Origin of the sequence: Streptomyces sp. NPDC050528, assembly GCF_044457795.1 — a bacterium.
Taxonomy (GTDB): domain Bacteria; phylum Actinomycetota; class Actinomycetes; order Streptomycetales; family Streptomycetaceae; genus Streptomyces.
Window position 1 is genome coordinate 213,205 of the sequence record NZ_JBITHH010000006.1, and the last position, 14,084, is coordinate 227,288.

General features: G+C 68.9%; 14 protein-coding genes. 7 read left to right on the forward strand and 7 right to left on the reverse strand.

Translation table 11 applies throughout. The annotated features are described in order from the left end of the window. Window positions 1-10: 10 nt before the first annotated feature. The 7 genes from ACIBK4_RS22460 to ACIBK4_RS22490 all read right to left on the reverse strand — a co-directional run bounded on the left by ACIBK4_RS22460 (window position 11) and on the right by ACIBK4_RS22490 (window position 6,668). Window positions 11-1,345: an NtaA/DmoA family FMN-dependent monooxygenase gene (locus tag ACIBK4_RS22460; protein WP_398996774.1), complete on the reverse strand. Its 1,335-nt coding sequence runs from the start codon at window positions 1,343-1,345 to the stop codon at window positions 11-13. Further along, a complete protein-coding gene (locus ACIBK4_RS22465) occupies window positions 1,342-2,001 on the reverse strand; it encodes a cysteine hydrolase family protein (RefSeq protein ID WP_398996776.1) in 660 nt (219 codons plus the stop codon). The genes ACIBK4_RS22460 and ACIBK4_RS22465 overlap by 4 nt, the downstream gene beginning before the upstream one ends. Then, the gene (locus ACIBK4_RS22470; protein WP_398996778.1) at window positions 2,001-3,062 is read right to left on the reverse strand and encodes an LLM class flavin-dependent oxidoreductase; all 1,062 of its coding nucleotides are present in this window, start codon (window positions 3,060-3,062) and stop codon (window positions 2,001-2,003) included. The genes ACIBK4_RS22465 and ACIBK4_RS22470 overlap by 1 nt, the downstream gene beginning before the upstream one ends. Before the next feature lie 40 nt (window positions 3,063-3,102). Continuing rightward, window positions 3,103-4,212 carry an ABC transporter substrate-binding protein gene (locus ACIBK4_RS22475; RefSeq protein WP_398996780.1) on the reverse strand — a complete coding sequence of 370 codons (1,110 nt, stop codon included), beginning with the start codon at window positions 4,210-4,212 and terminating at the stop codon, window positions 3,103-3,105. A 132-nt stretch (window positions 4,213-4,344) separates the two neighbouring features. Then, the gene (locus ACIBK4_RS22480) at window positions 4,345-5,220 is read right to left on the reverse strand and encodes an ABC transporter permease (protein ID WP_398996782.1); all 876 of its coding nucleotides are present in this window, start codon (window positions 5,218-5,220) and stop codon (window positions 4,345-4,347) included. A gap of 17 nt (window positions 5,221-5,237) precedes the next feature. Next, complete coding sequence (locus tag ACIBK4_RS22485; RefSeq protein ID WP_398996784.1) at window positions 5,238-6,062, reverse strand: ABC transporter ATP-binding protein; 825 nt, start codon at window positions 6,060-6,062, stop codon at window positions 5,238-5,240. 150 nt (window positions 6,063-6,212) lie between these two features. Further along, window positions 6,213-6,668: a hypothetical protein gene (locus ACIBK4_RS22490; RefSeq protein ID WP_398996786.1), complete on the reverse strand. Its 456-nt coding sequence runs from the start codon at window positions 6,666-6,668 to the stop codon at window positions 6,213-6,215. A 45-nt stretch (window positions 6,669-6,713) separates the two neighbouring features. Here ACIBK4_RS22490 and ACIBK4_RS22495 point away from each other — a divergent pair, with 45 nt between their 5' ends. From ACIBK4_RS22495 to ACIBK4_RS22525, 7 genes are all read left to right on the forward strand, one after another. Next, the gene (locus ACIBK4_RS22495) at window positions 6,714-7,397 is read left to right on the forward strand and encodes a TetR/AcrR family transcriptional regulator (RefSeq protein ID WP_398996788.1); all 684 of its coding nucleotides are present in this window, start codon (window positions 6,714-6,716) and stop codon (window positions 7,395-7,397) included. Between the two features lie 104 nt (window positions 7,398-7,501). Next, on the forward strand, window positions 7,502-8,110 hold the full coding sequence (locus ACIBK4_RS22500; RefSeq protein ID WP_398996790.1) for a TIGR03086 family metal-binding protein: 609 nt from the start codon (window positions 7,502-7,504) through the stop codon (window positions 8,108-8,110). Window positions 8,111-8,269: 159 nt separating this feature from the next. Next, window positions 8,270-9,058, forward strand: a complete 789-nt coding sequence (locus ACIBK4_RS22505; RefSeq protein ID WP_398996792.1) for a DUF4142 domain-containing protein — start codon at window positions 8,270-8,272, stop codon at window positions 9,056-9,058. 141 nt (window positions 9,059-9,199) lie between these two features. Next, window positions 9,200-10,546 (forward strand): DUF692 domain-containing protein, encoded by a 1,347-nt coding sequence (locus ACIBK4_RS22510; RefSeq protein ID WP_398996793.1) that lies wholly within the window; start codon window positions 9,200-9,202, stop codon window positions 10,544-10,546. Window positions 10,547-10,670: 124 nt separating this feature from the next. Further along, the gene (locus tag ACIBK4_RS22515; protein ID WP_398996795.1) at window positions 10,671-11,441 is read left to right on the forward strand and encodes a DUF4142 domain-containing protein; all 771 of its coding nucleotides are present in this window, start codon (window positions 10,671-10,673) and stop codon (window positions 11,439-11,441) included. A 117-nt stretch (window positions 11,442-11,558) separates the two neighbouring features. Next, window positions 11,559-12,350 carry a TIGR04222 domain-containing membrane protein gene (locus ACIBK4_RS22520; protein ID WP_398996797.1) on the forward strand — a complete coding sequence of 264 codons (792 nt, stop codon included), beginning with the start codon at window positions 11,559-11,561 and terminating at the stop codon, window positions 12,348-12,350. Window positions 12,351-12,484: 134 nt separating this feature from the next. Next, the gene (locus tag ACIBK4_RS22525) at window positions 12,485-14,071 is read left to right on the forward strand and encodes an alpha/beta hydrolase (protein ID WP_398996799.1); all 1,587 of its coding nucleotides are present in this window, start codon (window positions 12,485-12,487) and stop codon (window positions 14,069-14,071) included. The last annotated feature ends 13 nt before the right edge of the window (window positions 14,072-14,084 follow it).

The window sequence follows — 14,084 nt, forward strand, 5'->3', positions numbered from 1 at the left end:
CGCGGGCATATCAAACTGCCAGGTTCTCGCGGAGAGTTGGCCCCTGGTACGCCGGCGCGAGCGCACCGCGACGACGCAATTCGGGCAGCAGCAGCTCACTGATCGCGGCGAAGCCGGAGGGCATGGCGAGCGGGCTGGAGAACATGAAGCCACCACGTGCTCCCGTCGCGTCGAAGTTCTCCTCCAACGCGTCCGCTACGGCGGCCGGATCGCCGACGATGCTGTGGTCCACCCCCGTCGCCCTCCCCCGCCCGTGCTCGAAGAAATCGCTACGGCTCATGGTGTGGTCCGCGCCGAACTCCGTGACGAGCGAGCCGACGATCCCGGCGGGACTCGCGTTGGCGGCGGCCAACTCGTCGCGCAGCTCCCCCAGTTGGAAGGAGGCCGGAAGCGTCGAGAAGTCGTAGCCGGCGTTGTGCGAGAGGTAGGTGGCGACTGCCTCCTCGTTCCAGAACTCGTGCACCGCCTCGCACCGCGCCGACGCCTCGGCCTTCGTGCGGCCGACGATCACCTGGGTCGCCCAGAGGATGCCGACGTGTTCGGGGTCCCGGCCCTCGGCGAGGAGGGCCTCGTCGAGCAGTTTGCGGTGGCGCTGCTGCCCTGCGAGGTTGCCGCCGAAGCCGAAGACGAGGTCGGCGAAACGGGCCGAAGCGGCAATGCCCCGGGGCGAGTTGCCCGCCTGGACGATGAGCGGGTGGTACTGCGGACCGGGTACGGAGGCGAGCGGTCCCTTGACGGTGAAGAAACGCCCGTCGTGGTCGATGGGGTGCACCTTCGCGGGGTCGGCGAACCGTCCGGTGCTGCGGTCGCGGACGATGGCGTCCGGCGCGACGGAGTCCCACAACGCCCGGCAGACGTCGACGAATTCCTCCATCCGCTCGTACCGCAGATCGTGGTCCATCAGCTCGGCGAACCCGTAGTTGGCCGCGTCCGCGCCGCGCGTCGAGGCGACCACGTTGAAGGCGATCCGGCCGCCGGTCACATGGTCGAGCGAGTTCAACAGCCGTGCCACGTAGAAGGGATGCATGAACGTCGAGGAGTACGTCAGCCCGAAGCCGACCTTCTCCGTCACCGTGGACATCGCGGCGATCACCGGCGCCATGTCGTGGCGCGGCCACTGGATGCCCCACTCCACGGCCGGTGCGATGCTGCCCCGCCAGGTGCTGGGGATACCGCTGCCGTCACCGAAGAACAGCAGCCCCACGCCCGCGCGTTCGGCGGTCTGCGCCAGCTCCATGAACATCCGGACGTCCGGGAAGTCCCGCCCGATCCAAGAGCCTTGACGCGCCCAGGCGCCCTCGGTGTGGGTGAAGGAGAGGTCGTAGCCGATGTGCATTCCGGTCATCGCGCGGCCTTCTTCCACAGCTCGGCCACTTCGTCGGCGTCGCTCAATACGGCCACGTTGAGGCCCAGTTGGAACAGGGCGGCGGCGTTGACGTGCTGGTCGTAGGCGGTCGTCGTGTCCTGCGGTACGACGACGGGCCAGTCGAGTTGGACGGCGTCCTGCGCGGTGGCGTACACACAGCACTCGCTCGTCAGACCGACGACGGTGAGCCAGTCGTGGCCGGCGGCGCGCAGTCGCGCGTCGAGATCGGTGCCGAGGAAGCCGCTGTAACCGCGCTTGACGACCCGCAACTCCCCTTCCTTCGGCTGCATTTGATACCACTCGGCGCCGACCGTTCCCACCCGGCACGGCTCGTCCGGGCTCATGGGTGCGTCGTAGTCGCCCTCGCGCAGCCAGTTGCTGGACCGCCAGGGCCGTGCCGGGTCGCTGCCCAACTCGACCCAAACGACCGGCACTTCGGCGGAGCGCGCGGTGTCGACGAGTTCGGCGATCCGGGTGACGGTCCGTTCCAGGGTCTCCAGCGCCGCGTCCGTCAGGCCGTACGCCCCGAGCCGCTCAGGGTCGGCGAAGTCGCGCTGGACGTCGACCACGACGAGCGCGGGCCCGTTGAACGGCCCGGTGAGCTGGGCGAGTTGTCTGTCCCGCAGGTCGGACATCAGGCCGCCACCTCGTCGCGGGCGCGCAGCTCGGGCAGTACGGTGTCGCCGAACAGCAGCATGTCCTCGTCGTACTCCGGGAAGATCAGCATGAGTCCGTCGAGGTCGGCCTCCCGCACGATGTACTCGATGTGCTCGGTGACCGTACGGGCACTGCCGGCGACATACGGCGTCTGGAAGGCCGCCTCCCCGTCGGCGCCGTCGGCCCAGGCGCGGGCCTGATCGGCGGGGACGCCCCAGGTGTGCCGCATATGGGCGAGCGCCTCGCGGTCGACGCCGACACCCCACTCCTTGACCTTCTTGACGGCCAGTTCGTCGGTGTCGTCCTGGACGACGGTGAGCATCGAATACGTCTTGCAGACACGGCCGTTGGCCTTCGCCCGCGCATGCACGTCGGCCGAGAGCGACCGCATGTCGTCGAGGCTGTCGGCGGCGAGAAACGCACCGTCGGCGTACCGCGCCTGGAACCGCCGCGCGTCCTCGGACCGCCCCGCGCTGATGAGGGTCGGCCGGCTCGCCGGATGCGGCCGGGACTCGCAGTCGACGAGGTCGAAGTACGGCGTGCGCAGCGTGACGGAGTCCTCGGTCCACAGCCGCGTGACCGCCTCCGTCCACAGCTCCGTCATCCGATAACGGTCCTCGTGGCTCAACTCCGGGTCCCAGTCCCCGAATTGTTCGAACTCCCCCGCGTACGACCCGTTCACGATGTTCATCCCGGCGCGACCACCGGAGATGTCCTGAAGCGTGGTGAGCATCTTCGCCGCGATCGCGGGATTGTGGACGTTCGCGTGCAGAGTCGCCCAGATCTTGACCCGACTGGTCGCCTCGGCGAGCGCCGCCATCATCGTCATCGACTCCAGCGAACGGCCCCAGTGGTCCGTACTCCCGCCGAAACCACGCCACTTGGCCATCGACATCACGAAGTCGAGCCCGATGCTCTCCGCGTGCACGGCGGCACGTTTGTTGTACGCGTAGGTCGCCTCGGGATGCGGCGCGGTGGTGGACAGCATCCAGCCGCCGTTCCCGATGGGAAGGAAGATTCCATACTCTTTCGCGGGCACGTCACGGACCTTTCTACGGCTCTGCGGGCTTCTTGCGTTGTTACGGCGCGGGCCAGACGAGCTTGCCGCCGCTGTAGATGTCCTTGACGAACGAGGTGTCGAACCACCCCGTGGCCTTGGCCGCGGTCACGCTGCTCGGCACGATCTTGAACTGGTGCAGCATGGCGACGAGTTGGGTCACGTTGTCGGGATCGACACCGCCCAGCGGCTGCCCGGGCGTCGGGTTCTCCTTGACGACCTGCGTCTCGGTCTTCCAGATCGTCGCGTTCAGCTTCTTGTCGTAGGTCGGCCCGGACAACTTGGCCGCGTACCCAACGCATTCGGTGATGTGCGCCTCACTGGCGGAGCAGTACGCGTACGCGTGCAGCGCGGCCCGCAGAATGTCCTCGACGGCATGCGGATGCGCCTTGGCGAACGCCGGGTTGACCGCCATCGCCCCGATCGAACTAGGAATCTTGTAGTCGACCGGCTTCCACACGGTGACGTCCTTGCCGGCCGCCTTCAGCTGATTCGGCTCGTTGGAAATGAACCCGGTGAGCGCCTCAAGACCACCCTGCTTACGCGGCAGCACAGAGGGGTCGTACCCCTCCTTGACCAACTTGAGCGAGTCCCACTTCACACCAGCCTTGACCAACATCGCCTCAACGGCAGCGGGAACATACCCCTTGTGCCCGACAACCTTCCCGTCCAACTGGGTCAGATCGGTGATGTCCTTGTTGGTCATCAAAATATCGAGCCCGGCATTCGAGTAAGAGGAAATCCCCTTGATGTCAATCCCGTTGGCCTGCGCCTGGATCAGATCCTGCTCGGAGATCGCAGACACGGTCGCCTGCCCACCGGCAAGCAGCTTGGTGTTCTGCGCGGTGTCACCGCTACCGGGCTTGAGATCGACGGTGAGGCAAAGGTCCTTGAAGTAGCCGAGCTTGGCGGCCGCGATGTACTCAAGAATCGAGACGGAGGACTGGAACTGATACCCGGAGAGATACGTGATCTTCCCGGCAGCCTTGTTCTCCGCACACCGCTTCGCAGAGATAGCGGAACCTGCCGAACCGGCGGACGTACTGTCGTCCGACCCGGATCCACATCCGGCGACTCCGAGCACCATAACGGCGGCGACGAGGGCAGATCTGGTGAGGCGATAGCAAGGCATGAGCGGACTCCAAACTGGCTGAAGAGCCGGTGAATTGATGAACGAGGGCCCAGACAGGCGCCCCTTTTAGGGGCGCGGGGAACTGCGCGACCAGCCCCCACCGGCCCGCAGACAAAAACCGTGCTGTCAGGCTCAATCCGTACTGTCGTGCCAATGCAGCACACGCCGCTCAACGACAGTCACCGCGAGCAACAACAGCACGCCCATCACCGCGAGCACGAGGATCGAGGCGTAAACAACAGGAAGTTGATTCATGGAGGAGGCAACGCTGATCGCGGTACCCAGTCCCCCCGTAGACCCGGACGCCGACATCTCCGCGACAACCGCCCCAATGATCGACAGCGGAAAGACAATCCGCAGCGCGGCAAAGAGATACGGCAGAGCATGAGGCACACGCACATGCCACAACAACTCAACCCGGCTCGCATCCATCGTCCGATACACCTGCAACACCTGCTGCGGCACCGAACGCAACCCCGTAGCCGTGTTGATGAGAATCGGAAAGAAACAGATCAGCCCAGTGATGATCAGCTTGGGCATGAGCCCGAACCCGAAAGCCACGACAAGCGCCGGCGCAATGGCAACCAACGGCGTCACATTGAGAACAACAGCGATCGGCATCACCGCCCGCCGCACCAACGGAAGTTCACTCGTCAGCACCGCGAGGACGAACGCCCCGACGAACCCCATCCCCAGCCCGGCCGTAGCCTCACCAAGAGTGACAAGCGCGTTGTGGACGTAGTAACCGAGTTGATCGGACAGCGAACCACCGACATCGGACAACGGCGGCAGCAAATACGGAAGTTGTTCAGCTCCCCAATGCCACAGCCCGCCCAGCAGCACCAGCATCACGACAAGCGGCAACCACACGGCCGGCCGAACCCACGCGATCCGCGACCTGGGGTGCTTCAGACTGAACCGGGACGGTTCGACAGGCGGCCGCTTCCCGGCCCTGCCGGTCGTCCCGCCCGCCGGAGCTTCCGTGGTGCGTTCGTCGGCAACGGTCACGTCCCTCACGCCCCCACTCACGCCGCTTCACTGCTCCACGCGCGCCGCAGCCGCTCTCGAACCAGGTCCTCGTACTCGTGGAACCGCCGTTCTCCGAAGAGCCGTTCACCGCGGGGCCGAGGCAGATCGACATCGATGCTCTCGACGATGCGACCGGGGTTGGGCGCCATGACGACGACGGTGTCGGAGAGCCGTACGGCCTCGGACACGGAGTGGGTGACGAACAGCACGGTCGTCCGCAACTCCTCCCACAGATCGAGGAGTTGGTCCTGAAGGCTCTCGCGGGTGAACTCGTCCAGCGCCGAAAAGGGCTCGTCCATGACCAGCACATCCGGCTGCAGCCCGAACGCCCGCACGATCGCGGCGCGTTGGCGCATGCCGCCGGACAACTGGGCCGGAAGCTTGTGCAGGGCGTCGCCGAGCCCGGCCTTGACGAGGAGTTCCTCCATGTCGGGAACCGCCGTCTCCCGCTCGGCGAAGTCGGCGATGCGCTCACGCCGCTTCCCCGCACCCCGGTTGATCTTCTGCGGCAGCGTGACGTTGCGCAGAACGGACAGCCAGGGCAGCAACGCCGGGCTCTGCGGCACAAGGCCGATCATCTTGGCCGCGCACGCCTCCGCCGGCGTCACCCCGTGCACCAACACCTCGCCGAGGTCCGGCTGTTCGAGGCCCGCGACGAGCCGCAGCAGGGTGGACTTACCGCAGCCGCTGGGGCCGATGAGACTGACGAAACGGCCCGACGGCACCGTCAGGTGGACGTCGTCGAGGGCCGTGGTCGCGGTGGACCCGAAGCCGTAGACCCGTCGTACCGACCGCAGTTCGAGTGCTGGCGTACCAGTCACCTTCACGCTCCCATCCATGTCGCGGGCACAAGTGCCCGATCCTGGAAGTCGGAGAGCGTGCGTAGCGAGTGCGACTGACTGCCACGCGGAAATCCGCTTAGGTGCCCCCGACCGTAGGAAGATTGTGTTTCGGGTCGGCGCAGTTGACTGTTACGGGCGTTTTACGTCTGGCTTCGCGGAAGATCGCAGCGGAGCGACCGCGCTGCCGTCGAAGACGTGGATCTCGATCCCGAGGTCGGCCGCGGCCCGCGCCACCCAGCCGCCGAGCGCCTGCACGATCAGCTCGCTGACCAGCAGCACCGCACGCTCGGCGGTCGGCACGGACTCCCGCAGCCAGAGCAGCTTGAACATGTCCGCCATGACCTTGTTGCGGTAGGCGGGCTTGTACGCACCCTGATTGCCGACCAGTTGGACGAGCACGCGGCATGCGGCGTCGATGCCCTCGACCTCGACCCGGCTGCCGTCGGGCAGCATGAGCGGCTTCGGGCGCAGCGGCGTGCCGAGGTGGTCGCCGAGCGCGAGCAGCATGCGGCGTTCGACGGAGCCCTCGGCGAAGCGGCTCCACTCGGTGGGGGCGTCCAGGACGATCAGGTGCACGTGCCGCATCCTAAGAAGGGTCCGTTTCCCCCGTGTTGCTTAGGGTGGACCACCATGAGAGCGGGCGGAGCGACAAGGACACCTGACGGGGATGCGCCGATGACACGACTCGACGGCCGGGTCGAGCGGGGCAACCGCACCCGGCGGCTCATCCTGCGCCGCACCGTCGACATAGCCTCCGTGGAGGGCCTGGAGGCGCTCTCCGTAGGCCGGTTGGCGACCGAACTTCAGCTCAGCAAGAGCGGGGTGTTCGCGCTCTTCGGCTCCAAGCAGGAGCTGCAACTGGCCACCGTGCGCGAGGCCGCCCGCATCTACACGGAGAAGGTCATCAGGCCCGCCGCCGAAGTCCCGGTCGGCGTAGGCAGGTTGTGGCGGCTGTGCGAGCTGTGGCTGGAGTACTCGCGGGGACGGGTCTTCCCCGGCGGCTGTTTCTTCTACGGGGTCATCGCCGAGTTCGACGCCCGCTCCGGGCCGGTGCACGACGCGATGGTCCGTGCGCAGCGCGACTGGATGGCCCTCGTGGAGCGGACGGCCGCCGAGGCCCGGGACTCCGGCGAGTTGCGGGCCGACACCGACATACCCCAACTCGCCTTCGAGATCGTCGCATTGATGGAGACGTCCAACGCGTTCTCCGTACTGCACGACGAGGAGACCGTGTACCGCCGGGCCCGCGTCGGCATAGCGGCCCGGCTTCGATGTGCGGCCACGGATCCTTCGACGGCCCCCCAAGTCACCTGACATACACGGCATTTCACCTCCCCGCACCCAACGCTTTTCCCCTCTCCCCACTTCGGCCGAAAACAAGTAGCACGACCGTTCGCACAGTTTTAGGCTCAAGCCTCATGACCACCACCGGAACGGACATCGTCGAGCTCGACCGAATCGCCGTGTACGAGGCCCTGCGCGTAGTGGAGTTGGCGCAGGAGGAGGACTGGGAGCGGGACACCCCCTGCGCGGGGTGGGACCTGCGGCGGCTCGTGGCGCACATGGCCGCGCAGCACCACGGGTTCGCGGCCGCCGCGCGAGGAGCGGGTCAGGACAGGGCGTACTGGCGGGAGCCCGAGGACATGAGCCAGCCGGCCCGGACGCATCGCGCGGCGGCCACCGCCGTCCTAGCCGCGTTCGCCGAACCCGGCGCCACCGGGCGGGAGTTCGCGCTGCCGGAGCTGGGCGCGAGCTTCCCCGGCCGGACGGCGATCGGCTTCCACTTCATCGACTACGTCGTCCACGCCTGGGACGTCGCCGCCACCCTCGGCGTAGAACTGGACCTGTCGGACGACGTGTTGGACATCGCCCTGGTGGTGGCCCGACTGGTGCCCATCGAACCGGCCGTACGCGGACCGGAGTTCGCCTTCGCCCCGCCGCTCGACATACCGCCGGACGCCGGCCCGCTCGACGAGGCGCTGCGACTGCTGGGCCGGACGCCGGAGGACTGGCCGACGAAGGGCTGACGACAGGACCGGCGAAGGGCTGCCGAACTCGCTTCCTTTGCCTGCCCTTTGAGCAAAGCCGACCTCCCTTTGAACAAGGGGACATGCCCGCGCGTACCTCCTGGCACTGGCCACGCGTCAACTTCTCCAACGACCAGTTGGTTCCCCCGGGAGGCTCCCATGCGTCGTATCAACGGTACGGCTGTGTTCATCGCCACCATTTTCGCCACCACCGGTGCCCTCGTCTTTCCCGTGTGGTCGTACGCCGACCGGGCGGGTACCGGGCAGGCGAACGTGGCGGCGGGCACCGTGAACACCGAGTGGGGGCCGTTGACGGCCGCCGACCGGGATCTGATCGTGCGGGTGCGGCTGGCCGGGCTGTGGGAGCTGCCGGCCGGGCAGCAGGCGATCGAGCGGGCGCCCAGCCAGGCGATCAAGGAGGCCGGTGACCACCTCATCGTCGGCCACACCGACCTCGACAAGCGGGTGCGGATCATCGCGGCCCAGCTCGGGGTCGCGCTGCCGAACGTGCCGAACGAGCAACAGCAGGGCTGGCTGCGGGAGATGAGCGCGGCGACCGGCGCCGAGTACGAGTACAAGTTCGCCAACCTGCTGCGCGCCGCGCACGGCAAGATCTTCCCGGCCATCGGCGCCGTACGGAACACCACGCGGAACACGCTCGTACGGCAGCTCGCCTCGGACGCCAACCAGACCGTGCTCGACCACATCACGGTGCTGGAGAAGACCGGCCGGGTCGATTTCGACGCCATCGCCAACGAGATCGCCAACGCCTCGACCGCCAGCCCGACCGGCCCCGCCGCGCCGGCGCCCGGCCAGGTGGCGCCCTCGGCCCCCGTGGCCGAGGCGAGCCCGAACATCCGGACCACCTCGCGGCCGTCCCCGGCGGCACCGGGCACGGTGAACACCGGCCGCCCGGATCCGGTCGACTCGAACGGCGTCCTGGGCTAGGAGACCGCTCCCCGAACCTCAAATGTTGCTCTGAAGGTGACGCGAGCGGGGTTCGGGGCCCGGCGCCGGGGCGATACCTCCGTCACGCCGGAACAGCGGCCCTACGGAGTTGATGAATTTCCTGGAGGACGGGGACGGACGATGGAGCGACTGGGAACAGGCATCGGCTGGCGGCCGGAGATCGCGGACGCCGTGGAACGCATGCCGGGCATCGACTGGGTCGAGGCCGTGGCCGAGAACGTCTGCCCCGGCCACCTCCCCGACTCCCTCCTACGGCTGCGCGAACGCGGCGTGACCGTGATCCCGCACGGCGTCTCCCTCGGCCTCGGCGGCGCCGACCGCCCGGACGAGGCCAGGCTGACGGCGCTCGCCGAACGGGCCGAGGCGCTGGGATCGCCGCTGGTCACCGAGCACATCGCGTTCGTCCGCGCGGGCGGCCCCCTCACCGCCTCCCCGCTCCTCGAAGCCGGCCACCTGCTGCCCGTACCGCGCACCCGCGACGCCCTCGACGTGCTCTGCGAGAACATCCGCATCGCCCAGGACGCCCTGCCCGTCCCGCTCGCGGTCGAGAACATCGCCGCGCTCCTCGCCTGGCCCGGCGAGGAGATGACCGAGGGCCAGTTCCTGTACGACCTGGCCGACCGCACCGGTGTACGGCTCCTCATCGACGTCGCCAACCTGCACACCAACCACGTCAACCGCGGCGAGGACCCGGCCAAGGCCCTCGCCGAACTCCCCGTCGAGGCCATCGCGTACGTCCATGTCGCGGGCGGCGTCGAACGCGACGGCGTCTGGCACGACACCCACGCGCACCCCGTCCCCGCCCCGGTCCTCGCCATCCTGACCGACCTCGCGTCCCGCGTCTCCCCGCCCGGCGTGCTGCTGGAGCGCGACGACAACTTCCCCGAACCGGCCGAGCTGGAGCGGGAGTTGGAGGCGATTCAGGGAGCGCTGACCAAGGGGTGGGCGCGGTCGGCCGCGAGCAGGGTGCGGGTGCGGGAAGCGCAGGCCGTACGGACCGTAGAACCACCGGCACCGGCACTCGCTCCCCCGGCCGCACCCCGGATCTCCGACTGCGCCCGCCAACGCCTCGCCCTCGGCCAGACCGCCCTCCTCTCCGCCCTGGTCGCCGGGACCCCCGTCCCCGACGGGTTCGACCGTGTGCGGCTCGGTGTGCAGGCGCGGGCGCTCGGGGTGAAGCGGGCCGATGTCGTGGCGAAGGTGGCTCCCGAACTGCCGGAGATTCTTGGGGAGTTGTACCGGCCGGCGTTCCTCGCGTACGCGCACTCGCACCCGATGACCGGCGGTTACCGGCGGGACGCGCTGGACTTCGCCGGGCAGTTGCTGCTGTCGGGCGGGCCCGAGGACGCGGAGGTGCGGCGGGAGTTGCGGGAGTGGTGGCTGGAGCGGTCGGGGCCCGTCCCGCGTTCGACGCGGCCCGCGGTCCGGCTCGCGCGTGCCACCCGGCGGGTGCTGCTGCGCCGTTAGGGGCTCGGGCGGCGCCGACCAGGGGCCTTGGAAGGTGACAGTGACTCCACAGTAATATTGCGGTCCCGCACGAGAGGCGCACGAAAAGCACACTCCCGTGCGGTGCCGTAACAGGAGGCACCCCATGAGACCGCGACCCCCCGTACAGGGCCGAGGGATATTCAGTGGCACCGGCGTCATCGTCATGGGCCTGACCGCGACCCTGGCCGCGCTGATCTTCCCGGTCTGGTCCTACGCCGACCGGTCCGGGACGACCGCTGCCAACGTGCTCAGCGACCAGACCGTGACGACGCGGTACGGGCCGTTGTCCGCGCTGGACCGGGACTTCGTCACCAAGGTCCGGCTGGCCGGGCTCTGGGAGCTGCCGGCCGGGCAGCAGGCCGAGGAGAAGGGCACGACCGCTGCCGTACGGACGGCGGGGCAGCACCTCATCGAGGGCCACACGTTCCTCGACGAGCGGGTGCGGGACGTCGCCGCGCAGCTCGGGGTGCCGCTGCCCAACCAGCCCAACGCGCAGCAACAGCAGTGGCTCGCCACGCTGAACGCGGCGCAGGGCGTGAACTTCGACCGCGACTTCGCCAACATCCTGCGCCTCGCGCACGGCAGGGTCTTCACGGTGGTCGCGCAGGTCCGTGCCACCACGCAGAACTCCCTGGTCCGCGCCCTCGCCGACGACGCGAACACGACCGTCCTGGACCACATCAAGGTCCTGGAGGCCACCGGGTACGTCGACTTCGCCCAGCTGGCCCGGGACATGGCGGCGTCGAGTTCGCCGGCGCCCAGCGTCTCCGCCGCGGCAGACCCCGGTCAGGTGGTCCCGCTGGCCCCGTCGGTCTCGCCGACCTACACACTCCCGCCGGCCGCCTCCAGCCCCCAGCCGTCCGCGCAGCCGTAGAACCGTTTCGGCCGTGGTCCGTTTCCGGACATTCGGAACGTCACATACCGACAACGCTCCGTCCGGATTGTGAACAAGGCATGGCGTCGCACTGGGCCTTTGGCATAGAAACTTGGCATGTTCTGGGTCCTTCTTCTGCTCCTGGCCTGGGCCGTCGCCGGCACCGCGTGCACGCGGCTGTGCCTGGCCGCCGTGCGAGCGGCGGCCGTCGACGCGGACGACGCGGGCACGGGACATGATCTGACGCTCTACGAGGCTGCGTTCCTGTCCGGCGGTCCCGCGCGGGTCGCCGATCTGACGCTGGTCTCCATGGCGCGGCAGCACCGGCTGCTGCTCGCGCACACCGGCTGGGCGACCGTCGTCGACCCGCGCGGCCGGGACGCCATCGAGCGGTCGGTGATCGGCGCGATCGGGCCCGAGGGCCAGTCCCGGATCGGCCCGGTGCGGGCCACCGCGGCGGCCACGGACGCGGTCCGCGACGTCGCCGACCGGCTCGTCGACGCGGGTCTGGCCGTACCGGACGGCAGCAGTACGACGGTTGCGTCCGGGGTACGGCAGGTGCGGGCCGCCGCGCTCGTCGTGCTCGCGCTGGGCGCGGTCGCGCTGCTGACGCCGGGGGCCGAGATGCCGCGGGGGCTGGTCGCGCTCTGGTTCGGGCTGCCGCTGGCCCTCACGCTGAGCTGTCTGGCCATCGCGCGGGTCGAGGTGCACCCGTACTCGCGCTGGGCCTCCCCGGCCGGTCAGCGGCTGCTGGGCACGCTGGCGCGGCACGCGGGCGGCGGGGACGACCGTATGTATCTGACGTCCGTCGCGGTACGCGGTATCCGCGCGGTCGGCGAGCCGGATCTGCGGGCGGCGTTCGCGCATCGTGAGCAGTACCGCGGCCAGTTCGACGAGTGGCGCCGCTGACCACAGCGTGAAGGCGCTCCCCGGGGGCGCACGGGGGTCATTGGGGCCGACACCGCCCGTCGGTGCTTGCCTTCGCCAACAGCCGAACGAAACATCCCTTTTGTTGCTGCCGTGCTCCGAAGGGATACCCCACCATGCGAGCCGCCGCCCTGTACTCGGCCGCCGGGTCCTTGCTCCTGACCACCCTCGCCGCCGCCCCGGCCACCAGTGCCCCGGGCGCCGCGGAGTCGACCGGCACCGCGCTCGCCGCCGCGCACGCCCGGTCGGCGGGCATCACCTTCGGGAAGTGCCCCGACGCGCAGGACCTGCCCGGCACCATGGAGTGCGGAACCGTCTCCGTCCCGCTCGACTACGCGCACCCCGACGGCAAGCAGATCAGACTGACCGTCAGCCGCGCCCGCGCCACCCACAAGGACCCGCACAACAGCAAGCGCAGAGTCCCCCGCCAGGGCTCCCTGGTCTACAACCCCGGCGGCCCCGGCGCCTCCGGCCTCTACTTCCCGCTGATCGGCATGCTCCCCGAGTGGAAGCGCATCGCGTCGGCCTACGACCTCGTCGGCTACGCCCCACGCGGAGTCGACAAGTCGGCACCCCTGTCCTGCGAGGACCCCAAGCACTTCTTCAAGGCCCCCTCGCAGTCACCGACCTACCCCTCGGAGTCGTACAAGAAGGAACGCATCGCGGAGGCCAAGTCCTACGCCCGCGGCTGCGCCAAGCGCTCCGGCAGCAAGCTCCGCTTCTACACCTCCCTCAACAACGCCCGCGACCTGGACGTCCTGCGCGCCGCGCTCGGCGAGGACCGGCTGACGTTCATGGGCGCGTCCTACGGGACCTACTTCGGGGCGCTGTACGCGACGCTGTTCCCCTCGCACGTACGGCGGATGGTGTTCGACTCGGCGGTGAACCCGGACCCCGAGCAGATCTGGTACCGCAACAACCTCGACCAGTCGGCCGCGTTCGAGGGCCGCTGGACGGATTTCCGGGAGTGGATCGCCAAGCACGACGACGTGTACGGGCTCGGTGACACGGAGGAGAAGGTCCTCGGCAGCTACCGCAAGGCGGAGGCGCGGCTCGCGGAGAAGCCCGCGGGCGGGAAGGTGGGTCCTGCGCAGTTGCAGGGCGCGATTCTGTCCGCCGGGTACTACGACGACTACTGGCCGCACAGTGCGGCTGCCTTGTCGTCGTATCTGAAGGGCGATCCGAAGCTGTTGATCCAGCAAGCCGGGCCCACGCCGGGGGCGGCCGTCGAGGCGGAGAACGGGAACGCGGTGTACACGGCCGTCGAGTGCAATGACGCGGCCTGGCCTACCGAGTGGAGTGTCTGGGACCGGGACAACACGCGGCTTGCTCGGGTGGCGCCGTTCGAGACGTGGGACAACGTGTGGATGAATCTGCCGTGCGCGTACTGGCCCGCGCCGCGTCAGCAGCCCCTCGATGTGCGGACCGGTCCTGGTGAGTTGCCGCCGGTGCTGATCATGGCTGCTGAGCGGGATGCGGCTACGCCGTATGACGGGGCGTTGGAGTTGCAACGGCGGTTGTCCGGCTCGGTGTTGGTGACTGAGCGGGATGCGGGGACGCATGGGATCGCCGGGGGGTCCAACAAGTGTGTCAACGGGTACTTGGACGCGTATCTGTTGGAGGGGCGGCTGCCTGAGCGGCGTGCGGCTTGCGCGCCGCATCAGGAGCCGAAGCCTAGTCCTGCGCGGTCAGGTAGTAAGTAGTCTGCCGGCCGGT

What these genes read in the sequence shown, in the direction of transcription:
- ACIBK4_RS22460 (WP_398996774.1), bottom strand. Translation starts at nt 1,345, where the DNA reads ATGACCGGAATGCACATCGGCTACGACCTCTCCTTCACCCACACCGAG.
- ACIBK4_RS22465 (WP_398996776.1), bottom strand. Translation starts at nt 2,001, where the DNA reads ATGTCCGACCTGCGGGACAGACAACTCGCCCAGCTCACCGGGCCGTTC.
- ACIBK4_RS22475 (WP_398996780.1), bottom strand. Translation starts at nt 4,212, where the DNA reads ATGCCTTGCTATCGCCTCACCAGATCTGCCCTCGTCGCCGCCGTTATG.
- ACIBK4_RS22490 (WP_398996786.1), bottom strand. Translation starts at nt 6,668, where the DNA reads ATGCGGCACGTGCACCTGATCGTCCTGGACGCCCCCACCGAGTGGAGC.
- ACIBK4_RS22495 (WP_398996788.1), top strand. Translation starts at nt 6,714, where the DNA reads ATGAGAGCGGGCGGAGCGACAAGGACACCTGACGGGGATGCGCCGATG.
- ACIBK4_RS22500 (WP_398996790.1), top strand. Translation starts at nt 7,502, where the DNA reads ATGACCACCACCGGAACGGACATCGTCGAGCTCGACCGAATCGCCGTG.
- ACIBK4_RS22505 (WP_398996792.1), top strand. Translation starts at nt 8,270, where the DNA reads ATGCGTCGTATCAACGGTACGGCTGTGTTCATCGCCACCATTTTCGCC.
- ACIBK4_RS22510 (WP_398996793.1), top strand. Translation starts at nt 9,200, where the DNA reads ATGGAGCGACTGGGAACAGGCATCGGCTGGCGGCCGGAGATCGCGGAC.
- ACIBK4_RS22515 (WP_398996795.1), top strand. Translation starts at nt 10,671, where the DNA reads ATGAGACCGCGACCCCCCGTACAGGGCCGAGGGATATTCAGTGGCACC.
- ACIBK4_RS22520 (WP_398996797.1), top strand. Translation starts at nt 11,559, where the DNA reads ATGTTCTGGGTCCTTCTTCTGCTCCTGGCCTGGGCCGTCGCCGGCACC.
- ACIBK4_RS22525 (WP_398996799.1), top strand. Translation starts at nt 12,485, where the DNA reads ATGCGAGCCGCCGCCCTGTACTCGGCCGCCGGGTCCTTGCTCCTGACC.